The following is a 16,085-nucleotide window of genomic DNA, read 5'->3' as shown; positions in this document are numbered from 1 at the left end:
ATAGCCCATGGCAGCTGGACAAGAGCAATTACAAGATATCATGCGGCAGCCCGCGGAATTACTGTTCCGTCACGAGCTGGAAGCATTGCGTAAGGAGGATTCGGGAAACATTCCAGCCGGATGGCAGATGTCGCCTCAATCCGTACTCAAATTCATTGTTGGCGGCAAGGCAGGCAAAACGGAAATCACGCCTAAATATATCGGGAACAAGCGGCTGATCGAGATGGCGGTCGCTACCTTGGTCACCGACCGTGCTCTATTATTGATCGGGGAACCAGGTACAGCCAAATCCTGGCTGTCCGAAAATCTGGCCGCAGCGATCTACGGGAATTCCGGTCTGGTCGTTCAGGGAACGGCAGGAACGAGTGAAGAGCATGTCCGTTATTCCTGGAACTATGCCATGCTGCTCGCTCAAGGCCCGACTCCCGAAGCGTTGGTGCAGAGTCCGATCATGCGGGCGATGGAAGCGGGAGGGATAGCCCGCTTCGAAGAGATTTCCCGCTGCGCCTCCGAGGTACAGGATGCACTGATCTCCATTTTGTCGGAAAAGACGATATCGGTGCCTGAGCTCGGTAAAGAAATGAACGCGCGGAAAGGATTCTCTATTATCGCCACTGCAAATACAAGAGACCGCGGGGTCAATGAGATGTCCACTGCGCTCAAGCGCCGTTTCAATATTATCGTTCTTCCCGCTCCAGCGGATCTGAATACCGAAATTGAAATCGTAAAGAAACGGGTGTCGGAGATTGCCTCCTCTTATGATCTGCAGGCTGCTGCTCCCGCAGATGAAGCACTGCTTAAGGTCGTGACGATCTTTCGTGAGCTGCGCAGCGGCATGACGCTGGATAAAAAGGAAAAGGTGAAGTCCCCGGCCGGAGTGATCTCGACGGCTGAAGCGATATCGCTCCTGACGAACAGCATGGCGCTGGCAGCGAGCTTTGGCAGCGGTGAGCTGACGGACGAGGACTTGGCAGCGGGACTTCAAGGGGCGATTGTGAAGGACGATGATAAAGACCGGCTCGTATGGAAGGAATATCTTGATAACATTATGAAAAAACGCGGAGCGGAGTGGCGGGGCTTATATAACGCATGCAAGGAGATCAACCAGTGAATGCTGCCGGCATACATGTTTTTGGAGTTCGGCATTTGTCGCCCGCCGGTGCGAAGCATGTACTGGACTTTCTGGATGAGATCAATCCCACGGCCGTGCTCATCGAAGGGCCGTCGGATGCAAGCGGGGAAATACGGAATCTGACTCAGGCAACAACCAAGCCGCCGGTAGCCATATTGGCGTTTACCGAAGAACTGCCCGTACGAACGATTCTGTGGCCTTTTGCAGTATACTCCCCGGAATATCAGGCCATGAGATGGGCGCAGAAGCACGGAGCTTATGCCGCATTTATCGACCTGCCCTCATCTGCTGCCGTCTGTCTGCAGGATCTGCGCCGCAGCTCGGATGACGAAACGCGCGTGAAAGAACTTGAAGGCGAGGAACTTGGTTCCGACTCGGTACCAGCTGGACCGATGGACGAAAGTCGGCCGGACGAAAAATCCCTATATGAGCGGATTGCCGAGCTTGCCGGTGAAGACGATTACGATATGTACTGGGAGCGGAGCTACGAGCATAATTTGAGCGAAGGTTCTTACCGGCAATCCATATCGGCTTTTTCCATGGAGATGCGAGAGCTGTCGGAGGAGAAAGAGCGGTGGAAGGATACTGTGGAATACGCCTACAATGCCGTCCGGGAGTCGTATATGCGCCGCCAGATTGTTGAAGCGATTGCGGCGGGGCATGACCCCGAGCGCATCGTAGTCGTGTGCGGGGCTTACCATGCCTCGGCTCTTCGCGATTTGTCCAGCCCGATGAGCGACGAGGAATTGAGTCAGCTTCCTTCCCGGATAACCAAGCTGACGCTTATGCCTTATTCCTATTATAAGCTGTCGTCCATTTCCGGTTATGGTGCCGGGAATATCGCTCCCCATTATTTTGAGATGATGTGGGAACGAATGCAGGAGGGTTCTCTAGCGGAATTGCCGCATCATTATTTATCCATGGTGGCGGGCTCGATGAGAAAGAACGGCACCCACCGCTCCACGGCGGAGGTGATCGAAGCCGTCCGGCTGGCGGAGTCGCTGGCAGCGCTCCACGGGGGCAGTCTCCCGACACTTCGGGATTTGCGGGATGCGGCCCAGACGCTGCTTGGGCGCGGCGAACTTGCGGTCGTGGCTGAGGAGCTTGCACGTGTGGAGATCGGCACGGCGGTCGGCGAGCTGGCGGAAGGCGTCAGCCAGACCCCGATCCAAGACGACCTGAACCGCCAGCTGAAGAGGCTGAAGCTGGAGAAGTATAAATCGGTTGTAGCCAACGATTTAATATTGGATTTGCGCGAGAACCGGAGGGTTACCTCGAAAGAGTCCGCGTATCTCGATTTGAACCGGTCCTTTTTGTTTCATCGCCTGAAGCTGCTGGGGATTGAATTTGTTAAGGCCAGACCCAGCGGGCAGGAGCAAGGAGCATGGGCGGAGCACTGGGTTGTGCAATGGACGCCGGAGGTTGAAATTCAGGTCGTTGAATCGACGCTGCTGGGTGAGACGGTAGAGGTGGCTGCCGCTTATATGCTCCAGCAAAAGCTGGCGGGCTGCAGTTCGATTGCCGAAGCCTCTGCGCTGATTCGTATCGCGTATGAATGCGGGATGATTCATCAGATGGAAGCGGGTCGGCAGACCCTGCAAAAGCTTGCTGTGGACAGCCGCGATGTCGTTCAGATTGCGGCAGCTTCCCGGGAGTTATCCGTGCTGATCCGTTATGGCGGGATCAGGCGGATGGATACAGAGCCCCTTGTACCGCTGCTGCAGCAGCTCTTTACGCGCGCTTGCTTGTTTCTGCTCGATGGCAGCCAGTGCAGCGACGAGGTATCCGGCTCAATGATAACCGCCATGAATGAGCTGAACAGCGTCGCCTTGGAGCATGCGGAGCAGGTGGACGAGGAACTTTGGCTGCAAGAGCTCGGGCATTTGTCCGAAAGAGATGACCTGAACGCCCGTTTGTCGGGATATGCATGTGCAGTATTGATGGAGCGGAATGCGATTTCCGCCCGGCAGTGTGCCGAAGAAGTGTCGCGGAGATTATCCCCCGGCATTCCGGCCGATTTGGGGGCAGGATGGTTTGAAGGCTTATCGATGCGGAACCGATATGCTCTTCTCTCGCGGTTAAGTCTGTGGGAGCAGCTGAATGAATACATCCAGTCCCTGGAGGATGATGAATTCACTCGTGCGCTTGTTTTTCTGCGCCGGGCGTTCAGCAGCTTTTCGGCGAAGGAGAAGACGATGATTGCCGAGCTGCTTGGCGAGCTATGGGGTGTGAATGCAGAGCAGGCTGCCGAGATTTTGACCGGCGATCTGAAGGAGGAAGAAGCGAAGATGATTGACGACTTGAATGATTTTGACTTTGAGGACTTTTAGACGATGAGCATACCGGAACCCAACCAAATATCGCGTTGGCGGCTCATTCTGGGCCAGTCGGCCGAACCTCAGCTAGCGGGCTATAACCCCGGGGGAAGCATACAGCTGTCGGAGGAAGAGATGATTATGGACCGTGCGCTGGCCGCGATTTATGATAATACGGACGGCGGGGCGGAAGCCGGAAGTGCGGCCGCGGGGCAGCGGACAGCCGGGCAAGGAAAGTCCGCTCCCCGGCTTGCGCAGTGGCTGGGGGATGTCCGCACCTTTTTCCCCGAAGACGTGGTGTCTATTATCCAGAATGATGCCATGGAACGAAAGGGCTGGAAGCAGCTGTTGTTTGAACCGGAGGTTCTGGCTACGGTCAAGCCGGATATACAGCTGGTTGGCACGCTGCTGTCCCTGAAAGGGAAGATTCCCGAGAAAACCAAGGATACGGCGCGCCTGCTGGTAAAGGCGGTTGTGGATGAGCTTGTCCAGCGTCTGCAGGAGGATATTCGCCGGGCTGTGACAGGGGCGTTGAACCGCAGGCAGCATACACCGCTTCCTTCGCTCAGCGGTATTGACTGGAAGCGGACGATACAGCGAAATCTGAAAAATTATGATGCGGACCGCAAGCAGATCGTGCCGGAGCGTTTTTATTATTTTGACAGGGCAAGACGGAGCAAAGAATGGACCGTTATTGTGGATATCGACCAGAGCGGTTCCATGGCGGAATCCGTGATCTGGGCTTCCGTTATCGGATCCATATTTGCAAGCATCCCCTCGCTAGACACCCGTGTGGTCGTGTTCGATACGGAAGTTGTTGACCTGACGGAGCAGTGTGCCAATGATCCGGTGGATATGTTATTCGGCATCCAGCTTGGCGGCGGAACGGATATTCATAAATCGGTCGCTTATTGCGAGCAGTTTATTGAAGAACCGAAAAAAACGCTGTTTATTATCATTTCGGATCTGTATGAAGGCGGCAATCAAGCCGGGCTGATCCGGCGAATGCGTGAACTGCGGGAAGCGGGAGTCAAGACGATGTGTCTCCTCGCATTATCCGACGAGGGAAAACCGTTCTATGATGAGCAGGTAGCCAAGCTGCTGTCCAGGGACGGAACACCTTGCTTTGCATGCACCCCTGCTCTTCTCCCGCAGCTGGTGGAAGGCGCACTGAAAGGGCATGATCTGGCCGAACTAGCGAAGCGGTTAGGCACCAAGGGGATATAAGCGGAAGAATACGGGGCTCGGCTGGGTGTCCTTCTCTCATAAATGAAGTCTCGTGGTTGGTTCATTTAAACCACAAACCCGAATGACTTGTAAATAATACACCTAAAAAGACCTCACGGACGATCCTGTGAACAACGGATCTTCCGTGAGGTCTTCTACTTGTATTATTGCTGGTTCTCGGAGCTATGACCAGCGTTTGGCTGCTGCTGTTGAAACACCTCGGCTGCTTCTTCGGCAGAAATCTCAGTGTCGAATTCACCTGGAATCGGCATTTTGTTCAATTTCGTGGTTTGAACTTCTGCTTTTGTCGGTTCGTTACTGTTCTGGTTTTGTGGGCTCATGTTGGTGGCACCTCCTTATCAAAGTACGTCTTCAGTATTTTGCCAACCATTCCCTAAAATTATACAGATATACAGCATGGACGCTTGGCCTGATCCGTCAGAGTCAACTGTTCCTGATTCCATCGACAAATAATAAAATTGCATATTCAACGGATGCCTGTTTCTCTGCTATCATAGGAATAATCATTCAATATTGACGATAATCAGCAGTACATATGGAATGGAGAATGTCCTATGAGCAAGTCTTATTCGTTCTTCCCTTTAGGGGATTCGGCTGTTCACATACAATTCGAAAATATCGTGAGTGAGAAGGTGCATCGCCAGGTCACGGCTATGACGAGACGAATAGAGCAGAACCCTTTTCCAGGCTGGATCGAATGCATCCCTTCGTATACGAGCGTAGCGGTTTACTATGATTATGATAAGATCGGCAAACCGGACGGATTCGATACCGTGTTTGCTTACGTCTGTTCGATGCTCGAGCAGCGGATGGAGGCGGGAGCCGAAGAGAAGAACATCACGAAATATGAGGTTGTTGACATACCGATTTGTTATGGGGGCGACTATGGGCCGGATCTGGAGGAAGTAGCTCAGCAGAACGACCTTACCCCCAGGGATGTCATTCGTATTCATTCCGGGCAGGATTACTTGGTATACGCCATTGGATTCGCGCCCGGCTTCCCCTATGTTGGAGGTGTTCCGGAGCAGATTGCGACACCGAGGAAACAGACTCCCCGGCTGCAAATTCCGGCTGGATCCGTAGGAATTGCCGGCACGCAAACCGGCATATATCCGATCGAAACGCCGGGTGGGTGGCAGATTATCGGCCGGACGCCGCTCGGTTTATTTCGTCCCGAAGCGGAGCCTCCAACGCTGTTGAAGAGCGGGCAATATATCCGGTTTCGGCCTATTCAAGCGGAGGAATACGAACAGTTAAGGGAAGTGGGTCTATGAGTATAACCGTTATAAAGCCGGGACTTCTTGTGACTCTTCAGGATGCGGGAAGACGGGGTTACGGCAGATACGGCATTATCACGGCTGGAGCAATGGATACCTCTGCTTATCGGATCGCCAATCGACTAGTTGGCAATGAGGATGATCAGGCCGTTCTGGAAATTACATGGTCAGGATTTGCGGTTGAATTTCATAGCGATCGGTGGGTTGCCATTACCGGCGGGGATTTATCACCCTCGATAGAAGGAGTGAAGGTTCCGATGTGGCGTCCCGTGCTGATCAAAGCAGGCCGTGTTCTGAGGTTTCAACAGCCGGTATCGGGTTGCCGTTCTTATATGGCGGTGTCGGGCGGATTTGATGTCAACCAGGTAATGGGCAGCAGCAGCACCTATTTAAGGGCCGGAATCGGCGGGTATGAAGGGAGGCCGTTGAAGACGGGGGATACGCTGCATGCCCATCTTTCTATGCTTCCTGTGGTCTCGTCTGAACGATACCTTGATGATTATGGCGGTTTCCTCACCGCAAAATGGGCCGTCTCTGCTGAAAGGTATCCTGGTCCAGGACAGGAGACGTTGATACGTGTGCTGAAAGGGCGTCAATATGATGACTTTGACGACGGCAGCAAGCAGGCGCTGTTCGGAGAACGGTTCACCGTTACTCCGCAATCGGACCGTATGGGCTACAGGTTGTCCGGTCCGCTGCTTCAATTGACCCATGAAAAGGAATATATATCCGAGCCGGTGGCCCTTGGAACGGTACAGGTACCTGCAGATGGCCAGCCCATCATTCTAATGGCGGATCGGCAGACGCTTGGAGGGTACCCCAAAATTGCGCAAGTGGCAACCGTCGATATTTCGCTGATCGCTCAGCTGTCGCCTGGAGCAGCGATTCGCTTTGCGGGTATTTCGTTGGCTGAAGCAGAACAGCTCTATACGGCTCATGTTCGGGAGTTTCGAATGTTGGAGTCCATGATCAAGCTTAAATTAAAGGAGTGGTGAGTCAGCATGGTTCGAGTGGACCTGAACTGTGATATGGGAGAGAGCTACGGTGCTTACAGGTTAGGCAATGATACGGAGCTTCTTCGCAGTATAACTTCGGCCAACATCGCTTGCGGATTTCATGCAGGCGATCCGGCGGTCATGCGGGCAACGGTCCGTCAAGCGATCGAGAGTGGTGCCGCAATCGGCGCGCACCCGGGCTTGCCCGATCTGGCCGGCTTCGGAAGAAGAAGAATGGAGATTACGCCTGCCGAAGCTTATGATATGGTAACCTATCAGATTGGAGCTTTGATGGCTTTTGCGATACAGGAAGGGTCCGGGCTGCAGCATGTAAAACCTCACGGTGCCCTGTATAATATGGCAGCGACATCCAGAGCCCTTGCGGATGCGATTGCATCGGCAATCAAGGATATCGATCCAACTCTCATTCTGTATGGGTTGGCAGGCAGCGAGTTAATCGCAGCGGGGGAGAAGGCAGGGCTTCGCACAGCAAGTGAAGTGTTTGCGGATCGTACCTACCAGGATGACGGCACACTCACGCCGAGACATCTGCCGGATGCCATCATAACCGATCCCGGAGCTGCGGTCACGCAAGTAGTCCGAATGGTGAAAAACAAAGTGGTAGTTACCCTGAGCGGCAAGGTGATCCCCATTGCGGCAGATACCGTCTGCATTCATGGAGATGGACCGCATGCAACGCTATTCGCGAGCGCCTTGCGATCACGGCTTGAAGCTGAAGGCGTAAGCGTTCAAGCACTGCTATAATAAAAGCTGGTACGATTTTCGTGACCCGGCAGTTTACATAAACGAGTACAGGAGATATGATACATGCTAAAAATATTAATTTCAGGCTTTGAACCTTTTGGCGGCAGCTCAGTTAATCCAACGGAGAGACTGGTTGAGGACATCAAGCACGATTCCTTCCCCGGCGCAGAGATCAGAACGCTGCTTCTTCCCGTACATTACGATGAGTGTGCGGAGATTCTGCTGCAAGAGATGAAGGCATACGAGCCCGATGCGGTCATTGCCTGCGGCGTAGCGGGTGGGCGGACCGCCATTACCCCGGAACGCATCGCCATCAATATCAAGGACATACCGCCGGAATCGACGATTTCGGATAATCGGGGGGCAAGACCTCAAGATGAGCCGATAGACGCCGATGGACCGGACGGACTGTTTTCAACCCTTCCCATCCGTTTGATGGTCAACAGGCTGAAGGAAGCGGGAATTCCAGCTGCGGTATCTAATACAGCCGGAACGTATATTTGCAATAATACGATGTATGCGATTTTGAACGATATTCGCTTAAAGCAAAAATCTGCCATTGGCGGTTTTGTACATTTTCCGGCATCGATGGAGATGGCCGTGGAGAAGCCGTCCTTGCCGACTTTATCCCATGAAACGATGTTGAATGGCCTGCGGATCATCATACAGGCAACGATGGATGAATTGAACGGACGAGCTTAAGTCACAGTGGCAATCACAATCAATTTGTGCAAAGAGTATGTAGTAGTTACATCATTGAATAGATGATCCATATCCAGATAAACCATAAATCCCGTAACCCGCCATCCATGAGAACATCATGACGTAGCGAGTAACGGGATTTCTTTTATTATCTAACTTTAGTTATCATGTCATTAATCGACTTCGTCTTCGATCACCGGGACGCAAGGGGAGAGAAACGGATCGCTTTGTTCCTTCAACTGCCCGCGTGCCAGCACCTGAACCCGGAATTCGTTATCATAGCCTTCCAGATTCTCATCGTCTCTGGTATACAGAAGACCGTATGAACCGGGCGCGATTTCGCCGATCAATTGATACAGCGCAACGATCTCGGCAGCCTCGGCTCCCTTGCGGTTCGTAAAACCTCCGACATGAAGGTAATAGGAGCCGTTAGCCGCATTTAAGGATAACAAGCCGCTTCCCCAAGCAAATTCGGTTATCTTAAGCTGTATTTTCTGAATGATCATGTCGAGCTGCCCGGCATCCGCCTCCGCAGGATTCTCCTGAATGGCAGCCCAGCCGTGAAATTCATACATGAATGCTCACTCCTTGTCGTTATAATGGATCGGTATCAATGTGGACTTCTATTCCATATCTTTGGCTGTATTCATGTAATTTGTCAATAACCGATTGGGCGGGCTCCCCTTCAAAATGATAATAGACCTTTCTGCCGGTCTGCTCCGCAGCTTCGAAGGTCGCTTTCATTTGATCGCGGACCTTTTTGTTAACCTGCTGCAGGGCAGGCTTGGTCTGGGCAACATACTCATCGCTAATGGCGTCGAATTCCCTGCCGATCGGGTCGGAATCAAACTTCATTCTCGATTCGCCGCCAAGTCGCTCCGCAAGCGCATCCGCGGCAGCATCCGGCTTGTTAACCTTCTGCAGCTCTCCGGAATATCTCGGTACCTCTTGCGGGGTTCCTTCCGTTTCGTCAGGTTTTTCTTCATCCGGTTTATCATTCGGCTTATTTTCATCCGGCTTTTCGTTGTCAGGCTTATTTTCATCCGGCTTTTCATTGTCAGGCTTATCTTCCTCCGGCTTCCTCGGAGCCTCTTCCGGCTGTTCATTCGTAGTGTCCGGCTTCGGATCCCGAGTTCCGCCAGTGGGAACATCCGGCTCATTGCGCGTTTTCAAACCTAGCTTCTCGGAAAGCGTATCCAGCCACCTTCTCGCAGTGGGACCCAGCTTATTGGACAGCCAAGATACCCCTTTACCTATCGGAATGCGGCTGAGGATGACGGCTAACACGGCAGCTGCCGCATTTTGTGGGGACAGCAGCTTTTTCGGGTCGCGGATGTATCCGGCAATCTCGTGTCCGCCACCCGCAATGCCTGCGCCGGTCAAGGCAATGCCAAGAGCAGGCCAGAAGCTGACAAACAGCAGCGAAAGGGCAAAGGCTCCCAGTATGATACCCGCTTGCTCCCAGCCGCTAAGCCGGTCCCACCAGTTCTGGAGTGAGTCGAACAAGCATGCGAAACAGGAGGAGTCAGCAGCAATCATCGAAGTGCCGATAGCGGAGAGAAGCCCTGCAGCAAGCATGAGGATGCCGATAGCTCCCAGAACGGCAGTATACTGTCTAACCTTCTCCTGAATCTGATCCCTTTGGTTTGCTGCTTCAAGATTGCCATATAATAACGAATATCCGAGCTCGCGCCGTTCTCGGTAGAATGCCATCAGGTAACCTAGGCGTTTCCGGTCTGTTAAGAGAGCCCGCGCCATCTGCCAACACTCCGTTAATGGATTGATAAGGCCCTCACCCTTCAGAACCGGGAGACGGTCACGGATTCGATGCAAATCGAAGTAGTCGATGAACAAACCTGCAACCAGCAGGAGCAGGAAGAAGCCTTCGGTTCGGTAGCCTTCACCGGTCCACTCATGAAGAGTCAGTGTCCACTCCGGCAGCCGATTCTGCCCATTCCAGGCCGCATGGTTCAGGATCGCCCAGAGGAGAAGGACAGCCGGAAAAGCATAGGTCCAGCGAGAGAGACGCTTGGCGTACCGGAAAGCGATGCCGATTCCAAGGGCGATCATGGCACTATGTACAGGATGCGTAACATTCATCATGGTCGGAATAAAACTTTCCTCGAAGTAGCCCGGAAATAAATCGAAGAACTCCCAATGTAGCGTTTTGCCGCCGAGAAACGACACCCCGTAATTGCTTTGGACCAGGCGCCTCGACAGCTCCTCCATAAATTGAAAGCCAATGCCGGGAGCAGCCCCTAACAATACATAATCGCTAAGGCTTAACGTCGTGGCTCTTCTTGAAAAAAACAAATACAGTCCCAGCGGCAATAGCTTGTAAATTTCCTCAACAACCGGGGTCATGACGGCAAATGACCATGTATCGGTAGTCCGTCCTCCAAAAATCAAATGAAGTCCCTGCATGGTCCCATTGGTCAAGGGAATGACCATAAGAACCCCTGAGAGAACAAACAAGCTGACCTGTTTCCAGGCAACGGTTTTGCTTCGGCTTAGCAGCCAAAATTGCAGCAATACGTAGAAAGACCATAAATATTGAACTAGCATGGTCCGTGATTCTTCGATCAGCACCAGACTAATAACGAGTACAAGTAGGGAAAGCCAGGAAAATAAGTGATACACCTTGGCAATGAAAGGGTATTTCCCAATCCATTCCCTCCAAACCCGATATATCCCCTCGATCGTGTCCCTGATTTTCGTCCGTATGACCGCAATAGACGATGTAATGGAATCCACCCCCCGCTGAATGAACCACAGCCTACGAATCGTTCACAAAAGACAGTTTGCTATATATTTACACAATAGGTGCTCATGGTGAAACATTTTCTTGATCAGCATATGCAGCTCGAAGCGGAGGTAGTGCTGCTTATAAAGAAAACCCCTGATCAGCCGGCAGAAGAACCGGATAAACAGGGGAGAGGAGGTAACTATTTATATTTTACGACAATGGCATTACTAATCTGCCGCCCAGGCGTCGTTAAGTACGATCCATTATAATACAAGCCGCTGGAGGCACCGCCATCCAGGTTCATCGCTTGGTATGCCCCGGCTTGCCTCATGATTTCCGCAAGCTGTGGAATGGTTGCTCCGCCAGTCGTTAACATGATCAGTTTATGATCCTTCGTGATACCTAACGCGCTCCGTGCGCCGCCGCCTGTTAGAATCTTCGGATCTTTGAAGCCTTCCTTCTTGACGTCCAGGGTCACCTTGCCGTCAGTCAGCAGACGCGGGCCAGCTTGAAGGGCTCCTTCCATATGTCCGGCATCATATACGGATTTGAAATCAAGTCCTGGAATCATGGCGGCCAGACTGTTGCTGTCATAGGCGAAGATCGTTCGATTATCCCCCGAGGCCTTGTGCAAAATATTGCCTTTGCTGACCAAATAGCCGTAAGGCGCTTTGTATGCACCGGAAGTGTAGGCATCAAAGAATGTGCCGTTAATAGCTACTACGGCTTTGCTGCGCTTGGCTATACTGCGCAAATCCTCGACTTTCCCTGCTTTATTGCCTGCCAGAACAACGTCCAGTTCCACCTTCGGATGGAGAAGTGAAACGGTGACCACCTGTGCGCTGAAGGAACGGGAGCCAACCTTAAAGGTTTTTCTAGTCGACGTCACGGGCTTGGTTTGGCTGGATATGAATGTTCCAGATAGAACAGGAAGCGTGTGTGCTGCATTCCCGTCCGTAATTTTCAGGGTGGATCTATTATGGCCCCAGGATAGCTTTAAGCCCAGATGTTGACTGACAAATTGCAGGGGTACATAGGTAGAGCCGTTTTCGGAGAACGGAATTGCTTTAGACTGAACCTTCTTGCCATTTACGTATGCATTCCGACTGCCCAGGTATAGGGTGAGAGCAGTATCTTCGCGAGTAATATGGAGTTTTTTTTCAGCGGCTGTATACGCCACTTTTACACCATCATAGGTCTTGAGGACCCCGACCGAAATATAGGACTGGCCGTTCTTGTCCACATAAGCCAAATTCTTGGCGGCGGATGCGGCATACAGCGGCGTTATTACCGTCAGCATGGCTAGTACAACGATTGCAATGATTCTTTTCATGTTCCTCTCAAGCTCCTTCTTCTCTTTATCTGTAGTGGGCAACGCTGGATTTGCGCCTATACTTTATCGGAAGGTAAGGACTATTTGTTTAGGACAAAAGTCTTGTGTTTGCTTGATTTTTGTAAATATATTCCGACAACCCATTGACAAGGGGCTTCGTCTCTTATATGGTTAATTACATGAGTAACTAACCAATGATGCAATGAAGGTTATAAACGAAAGTTGGTGAGGTAAATGGCATTTCAGATTGATGACAGCAGACCGATATTCATGCAAATTGCCGACAAAATCGAAGACGACATCATCGAAGCACGACTGCCTGAGGAGACACAGGTTCCGTCAACGAATCAGTTTGCAGCCTTTTACCAGATCAATCCGGCAACGGCTGCCAAAGGCGTTAATCTGCTGGTGGATCAAGGGATTTTGTACAAGAAACGGGGGATTGGCATGTTTGTAGCCTCAGGGGCTCGTGAATTGCTGATGGAGAAGCGCAAGACGGAGTTTTATGAGCAGTACGTTGTCGCCATGGTTAAGGAAGCGGCGAAGCTTGGGATTACCAAAGATCAATTATCGGAAATGATCCGCAGAGGGGAGCAAGACTGATGAGCCAAACCGTGATTGAAGTCAAGAATTTGAGTAAGAAATATAAGGATACTATGGCCGTCGATAATGTGAGCTTTACGGTAGAAGCCAACAAGATCTACGGATTGCTGGGAAGGAACGGAGCCGGCAAAACGACCATCATGCAGATGATCACAGCGCAACTATTCGCAACCCAGGGTGAGATCCGCGTATTTGGTGAGCATCCTTATGAAAATCTAAAGGTCATCCAGCAGGTATGCTTTATTAAGGAAGGTCAGAAGTATCCGGATCTGTTCACGGTCAGGGATGTGATGGAAACTGCAGCGAGCGTATATCCGAACTGGGATGCGGAATATGCCAAGGAACTGATCGAGGTATTTCGATTGCCCATGAAGCGACTCGTGAAAAGATTGTCCCGCGGTATGCTATCGTCGGTTGGCATCATTGTCGGACTCGCCAGCCGCGCACCCATTACAATCTTTGATGAGCCTTATCTGGGTCTGGATGCCGTGGCCAGAGAGCTGTTCTATGATCAATTGATCGAGGATTACACCGATCATCCGCGTACGATAATTCTGTCCACTCATTTGATCGACGAGGTTAGCAGACTGCTGGAGCATATCATTGTCATTGATGGCGGGAAATTATTGCTGGACGACGCCACGGATGATTTGCGGGGACGCGCTTATACGATCGTCGGTCCCTCCGGGATGGTCGAATCGTTCATCCAGGGGCAGGAAGTGATCCATCGGGAGTCTTTCGCTTCCATGTTGTCCGTTACGTTAATGGGAAGCGCATCAACGAAGTTAAAAAAAGAGGCGGAAGAATTGGGTTTGGAAACAGCCCCCGTCTCCCTTCAACAGTTAATCGTATATCTGACTAAGCGTGAAAAGGTGGGGGGCCAACTATGAACGGAATTCCTGGCGTACTGCGTATTTATACGAAACAGAAATTATCCTGGATTTACTTGCCTTGGGTAATCACGGCATTCAGTTTTCTGACTAACTATTTTATCAGCCTAATGGTTAATGGAGATTCATTCTATGCCGGTGGCTTGGCTACGATTTTTATCTATGTCTTTGTCGGGGCTTTGGTTTCGGTGCTGCAGCTGTTTCCATTCGCCCTAGGGTTCAGTATTCGAAGAACGGACTTCTTTGCAGGATCTGTTCTTATGTTGGTTTCGTACAGCATCTTTACGTCAATCATTTTATTGATATTAGCTGAAGTTGAACGGTCAACGGGTTCTTGGGGAAATCGGGTATCTTTCTTTAAACTGCCGTATTTAAATGACGGCACGTTGCTAGAACAATTTATGATCTATTTCATAGTACTTGTTTCATTTGCCTTTATCGGGATGGGAATCGGTATTTTCTATCTTCGGCATCGTGGTATTAAAACCTTTGTCATGCTTGCGGCCTATTTCATTCTATTATCGGGGCTCAGCGTACTGATTACCCAATATGGCCGGTGGGGACATGTGATTGACTGGGTTGTGAAAAACACTGCTTTTGAATTGTCGCTGTGGTTCATTCCGATCACGCTCATCCTTGCTCTCTTTAGTTACCGTTCGATTCGCAAAAGCTCGGTGTAAAGGCAAAAGACGTCCGATTACTTGGACGTCTTTTGTTTGTGCTTCTGTTTATTTAACGTTTTTGCACCCGCAAGCGTTGTGCCCAGCGGAAACGAGAGAAGCGGGTGTTTGGATATGCCTATTTGTTGGGAGGTATAGATGCCGGAGTGCCCGGAGAACAGGTAGCTGATAACGCAGGCCATCAACATATACACGGCGCCTTCCCCGCCGAACAGTTCGATTCCCATAATAAAGCAAGCAATCGGGGTGTTCGTCGCTCCGCAGAAGACGGCAATAAATCCTAGTGCAGCCAGGAACGGAGCGTATAATCCGATCCATTCGGATAACGCGTTGCCCAGCGTTGCACCGATGGCAAACAGCGGGGTTACTTCCCCTCCTTGGAAACCTGCTCCGAGCGTCAGCGAGGTAAAGAGGATCTTGCCGAGAAAGGCGAGAGGCGATACCTCGTCTGTGAAGGAGGCTTCAATCAGGGGGAGTCCCAGCCCCAAATATTCGCGTGTCCCAAGCAGATAAACCAGCGCAATGATGATGATGCCGCCGACAGCGCTTTTGATCATCGGATTGTGGAAGAAATAACCGTACCACTGCTTCAAGGAATGGGTTAGCTCACTGAACAGCCGGCTTGTCAGACCAAAGAGAATCGAGGCGAAAATCACCTTTAGGATTACGAGGAAACTCAAAGCCGGAATTTCTCCGATTGGATAATGCAGATGGCTGACGCCCCATAGGGAGGTGGCGATCAGATTCCCGACCAAGCTGGCTACGAATGCAGGGAATAGGGCTTGATGCGAGATCAGTCCGATGGCAAGCACTTCAAGTCCAAATAGGGTTCCCGCCAGCGGCGTGCCGAAGATGGATCCGAAGCCGCCGCTAATTCCGCAGATTAGCAGTATTTTTCGATCCGCCGGCGTTACGCGGATAAGCTTGCCGAACCCCTCCGATAAACTTCCTCCCATCTGAACGGCAGTGCCCTCACGTCCTGCAGATCCCCCAAACAGATGCGTGATCAATGTCCCGATTAGCACCAATGGCGCCATGCGCAATGGTACGGATTCTGTACCGCCATGGATTTGTTCAAGGATGAGATTATTCCCTTTGGTGCAACTCTTGCCAAACTTGTAATATAGGAAGCTGACCCCGGCCCCTCCCAAGGGAAGGAAGAACAGCAGCCAAGGATTCTCCATGCGAAGGGAGGTTACATAGTCCAGACTGTAAAGAAAGAAGGCGGAGGCGGTGCCCGTCATCAATCCTACAAAACTTCCCAGAACGATCCATTTGATGAAGTAACCGGACAACAAGGCGTATGGCCATTTTTCGGCAGTGTTAAACCATTTTTTAATCATGCAGTTTCACCCGTTTCTATATATTCGCCGCTAACCCTTCAATACACAAACAGACT

15 protein-coding genes are annotated in these 16,085 nt (G+C 51.4%); 10 read left to right on the top strand and 5 right to left on the bottom strand.

Features of this window, described 5'->3' with window-relative positions; translation table 11 throughout:
• The first annotated feature begins 7 nt into the window (after positions 1–7).
• The 3 genes from MKX98_RS20225 to MKX98_RS20215 are packed head-to-tail and all read left to right on the top strand — an operon-like array spanning position 8 to position 4,674.
• On the top strand, positions 8–1,111 hold the full coding sequence (locus MKX98_RS20225; protein WP_339218071.1) for an AAA family ATPase: 1,104 nt from the start codon (positions 8–10) through the stop codon (positions 1,109–1,111).
• On the top strand, positions 1,090–3,462 hold the full coding sequence (locus MKX98_RS20220) for a DUF5682 family protein (protein WP_339218070.1): 2,373 nt from the start codon (positions 1,090–1,092) through the stop codon (positions 3,460–3,462). Before MKX98_RS20225 ends, MKX98_RS20220 begins: the two co-directional genes overlap by 22 nt.
• Before the next feature lie 3 nt (positions 3,463–3,465).
• Complete coding sequence (locus tag MKX98_RS20215) at positions 3,466–4,674, top strand: VWA domain-containing protein (RefSeq protein ID WP_194543327.1); 1,209 nt, start codon at positions 3,466–3,468, stop codon at positions 4,672–4,674.
• 164 nt (positions 4,675–4,838) lie between these two features.
• Here the strand turns inward: MKX98_RS20215 and MKX98_RS20210 are convergent, their stop codons facing one another.
• Positions 4,839–5,015 carry a hypothetical protein gene (locus MKX98_RS20210; RefSeq protein ID WP_181469919.1) on the bottom strand — a complete coding sequence of 59 codons (177 nt, stop codon included), beginning with the start codon at positions 5,013–5,015 and terminating at the stop codon, positions 4,839–4,841.
• Between the two features lie 234 nt (positions 5,016–5,249).
• On the opposite strand from MKX98_RS20210, the gene pxpB reads away from it, so the two are divergent.
• The 4 genes from pxpB (at position 5,250) to MKX98_RS20190 (ending at position 8,434) form a co-directional block, all read left to right on the top strand.
• On the top strand, positions 5,250–5,969 hold the full coding sequence (gene pxpB, locus MKX98_RS20205) for a 5-oxoprolinase subunit PxpB (protein WP_194543326.1): 720 nt from the start codon (positions 5,250–5,252) through the stop codon (positions 5,967–5,969).
• Positions 5,966–6,967: a biotin-dependent carboxyltransferase family protein gene (locus MKX98_RS20200; RefSeq protein ID WP_194543325.1), complete on the top strand. Its 1,002-nt coding sequence runs from the start codon at positions 5,966–5,968 to the stop codon at positions 6,965–6,967. Before pxpB ends, MKX98_RS20200 begins: the two co-directional genes overlap by 4 nt.
• A gap of 6 nt (positions 6,968–6,973) precedes the next feature.
• A complete protein-coding gene (locus MKX98_RS20195; protein ID WP_194543324.1) occupies positions 6,974–7,732 on the top strand; it encodes a 5-oxoprolinase subunit PxpA in 759 nt (252 codons plus the stop codon).
• 63 nt (positions 7,733–7,795) lie between these two features.
• Complete coding sequence (locus MKX98_RS20190) at positions 7,796–8,434, top strand: pyroglutamyl-peptidase I (RefSeq protein ID WP_220684768.1); 639 nt, start codon at positions 7,796–7,798, stop codon at positions 8,432–8,434.
• A 173-nt stretch (positions 8,435–8,607) separates the two neighbouring features.
• Here the strand turns inward: MKX98_RS20190 and MKX98_RS20185 are convergent, their stop codons facing one another.
• From MKX98_RS20185 to MKX98_RS20175, 3 genes are all read right to left on the bottom strand, one after another.
• Positions 8,608–9,009 (bottom strand): immunity 7 family protein, encoded by a 402-nt coding sequence (locus MKX98_RS20185; protein WP_194543323.1) that lies wholly within the window; start codon positions 9,007–9,009, stop codon positions 8,608–8,610.
• A 19-nt stretch (positions 9,010–9,028) separates the two neighbouring features.
• Positions 9,029–11,074, bottom strand: a complete 2,046-nt coding sequence (locus MKX98_RS20180; protein ID WP_339218069.1) for a restriction endonuclease fold toxin — start codon at positions 11,072–11,074, stop codon at positions 9,029–9,031.
• 305 nt (positions 11,075–11,379) lie between these two features.
• The gene (locus MKX98_RS20175) at positions 11,380–12,513 is read right to left on the bottom strand and encodes a phosphodiester glycosidase family protein (protein WP_339218068.1); all 1,134 of its coding nucleotides are present in this window, start codon (positions 12,511–12,513) and stop codon (positions 11,380–11,382) included.
• A gap of 234 nt (positions 12,514–12,747) precedes the next feature.
• Here MKX98_RS20175 and MKX98_RS20170 point away from each other — a divergent pair, with 234 nt between their 5' ends.
• Genes MKX98_RS20170 through MKX98_RS20160 form a run of 3 tightly spaced genes read left to right on the top strand, consistent with a single transcriptional unit; the run spans position 12,748 to position 14,686 of the window.
• A complete protein-coding gene (locus MKX98_RS20170; protein ID WP_009591066.1) occupies positions 12,748–13,116 on the top strand; it encodes a GntR family transcriptional regulator in 369 nt (122 codons plus the stop codon).
• Positions 13,116–14,006: an ABC transporter ATP-binding protein gene (locus tag MKX98_RS20165; RefSeq protein WP_339218067.1), complete on the top strand. Its 891-nt coding sequence runs from the start codon at positions 13,116–13,118 to the stop codon at positions 14,004–14,006. Before MKX98_RS20170 ends, MKX98_RS20165 begins: the two co-directional genes overlap by 1 nt.
• The gene (locus MKX98_RS20160; protein WP_339218066.1) at positions 14,003–14,686 is read left to right on the top strand and encodes a hypothetical protein; all 684 of its coding nucleotides are present in this window, start codon (positions 14,003–14,005) and stop codon (positions 14,684–14,686) included. The genes MKX98_RS20165 and MKX98_RS20160 overlap by 4 nt, the downstream gene beginning before the upstream one ends.
• A gap of 17 nt (positions 14,687–14,703) precedes the next feature.
• On the opposite strand, the gene MKX98_RS20155 is transcribed toward MKX98_RS20160, so the two are convergent.
• Positions 14,704–16,029: a voltage-gated chloride channel family protein gene (locus tag MKX98_RS20155; RefSeq protein WP_339218065.1), complete on the bottom strand. Its 1,326-nt coding sequence runs from the start codon at positions 16,027–16,029 to the stop codon at positions 14,704–14,706.
• Between the last annotated feature and the right edge of the window lie 56 nt (positions 16,030–16,085).

It is taken from the genome of Paenibacillus sp. FSL W7-1332, assembly GCF_037969785.1.
Taxonomy (GTDB): Bacteria; Bacillota; Bacilli; order Paenibacillales; family Paenibacillaceae; genus Paenibacillus_AQ.
Note: the sequence above shows the minus strand (reverse complement) of the source record. Positions and strands in the feature narration are given on the sequence as shown.

Coding starts and splice junctions, on each gene's coding strand:
- MKX98_RS20225 (WP_339218071.1), top strand. CDS start 8: ATGGCAGCTGGACAAGAGCAATTACAAGATATCATGCGGCAGCCCGCG.
- MKX98_RS20220 (WP_339218070.1), top strand. CDS start 1,090: ATGCAAGGAGATCAACCAGTGAATGCTGCCGGCATACATGTTTTTGGA.
- MKX98_RS20215 (WP_194543327.1), top strand. CDS start 3,466: ATGAGCATACCGGAACCCAACCAAATATCGCGTTGGCGGCTCATTCTG.
- MKX98_RS20210 (WP_181469919.1), bottom strand. CDS start 5,015: ATGAGCCCACAAAACCAGAACAGTAACGAACCGACAAAAGCAGAAGTT.
- pxpB (WP_194543326.1), top strand. CDS start 5,250: ATGAGCAAGTCTTATTCGTTCTTCCCTTTAGGGGATTCGGCTGTTCAC.
- MKX98_RS20200 (WP_194543325.1), top strand. CDS start 5,966: ATGAGTATAACCGTTATAAAGCCGGGACTTCTTGTGACTCTTCAGGAT.
- MKX98_RS20195 (WP_194543324.1), top strand. CDS start 6,974: ATGGTTCGAGTGGACCTGAACTGTGATATGGGAGAGAGCTACGGTGCT.
- MKX98_RS20190 (WP_220684768.1), top strand. CDS start 7,796: ATGCTAAAAATATTAATTTCAGGCTTTGAACCTTTTGGCGGCAGCTCA.
- MKX98_RS20185 (WP_194543323.1), bottom strand. CDS start 9,009: ATGTATGAATTTCACGGCTGGGCTGCCATTCAGGAGAATCCTGCGGAG.
- MKX98_RS20175 (WP_339218068.1), bottom strand. CDS start 12,513: ATGAAAAGAATCATTGCAATCGTTGTACTAGCCATGCTGACGGTAATA.
- MKX98_RS20170 (WP_009591066.1), top strand. CDS start 12,748: ATGGCATTTCAGATTGATGACAGCAGACCGATATTCATGCAAATTGCC.
- MKX98_RS20165 (WP_339218067.1), top strand. CDS start 13,116: ATGAGCCAAACCGTGATTGAAGTCAAGAATTTGAGTAAGAAATATAAG.
- MKX98_RS20160 (WP_339218066.1), top strand. CDS start 14,003: ATGAACGGAATTCCTGGCGTACTGCGTATTTATACGAAACAGAAATTA.
- MKX98_RS20155 (WP_339218065.1), bottom strand. CDS start 16,029: ATGATTAAAAAATGGTTTAACACTGCCGAAAAATGGCCATACGCCTTG.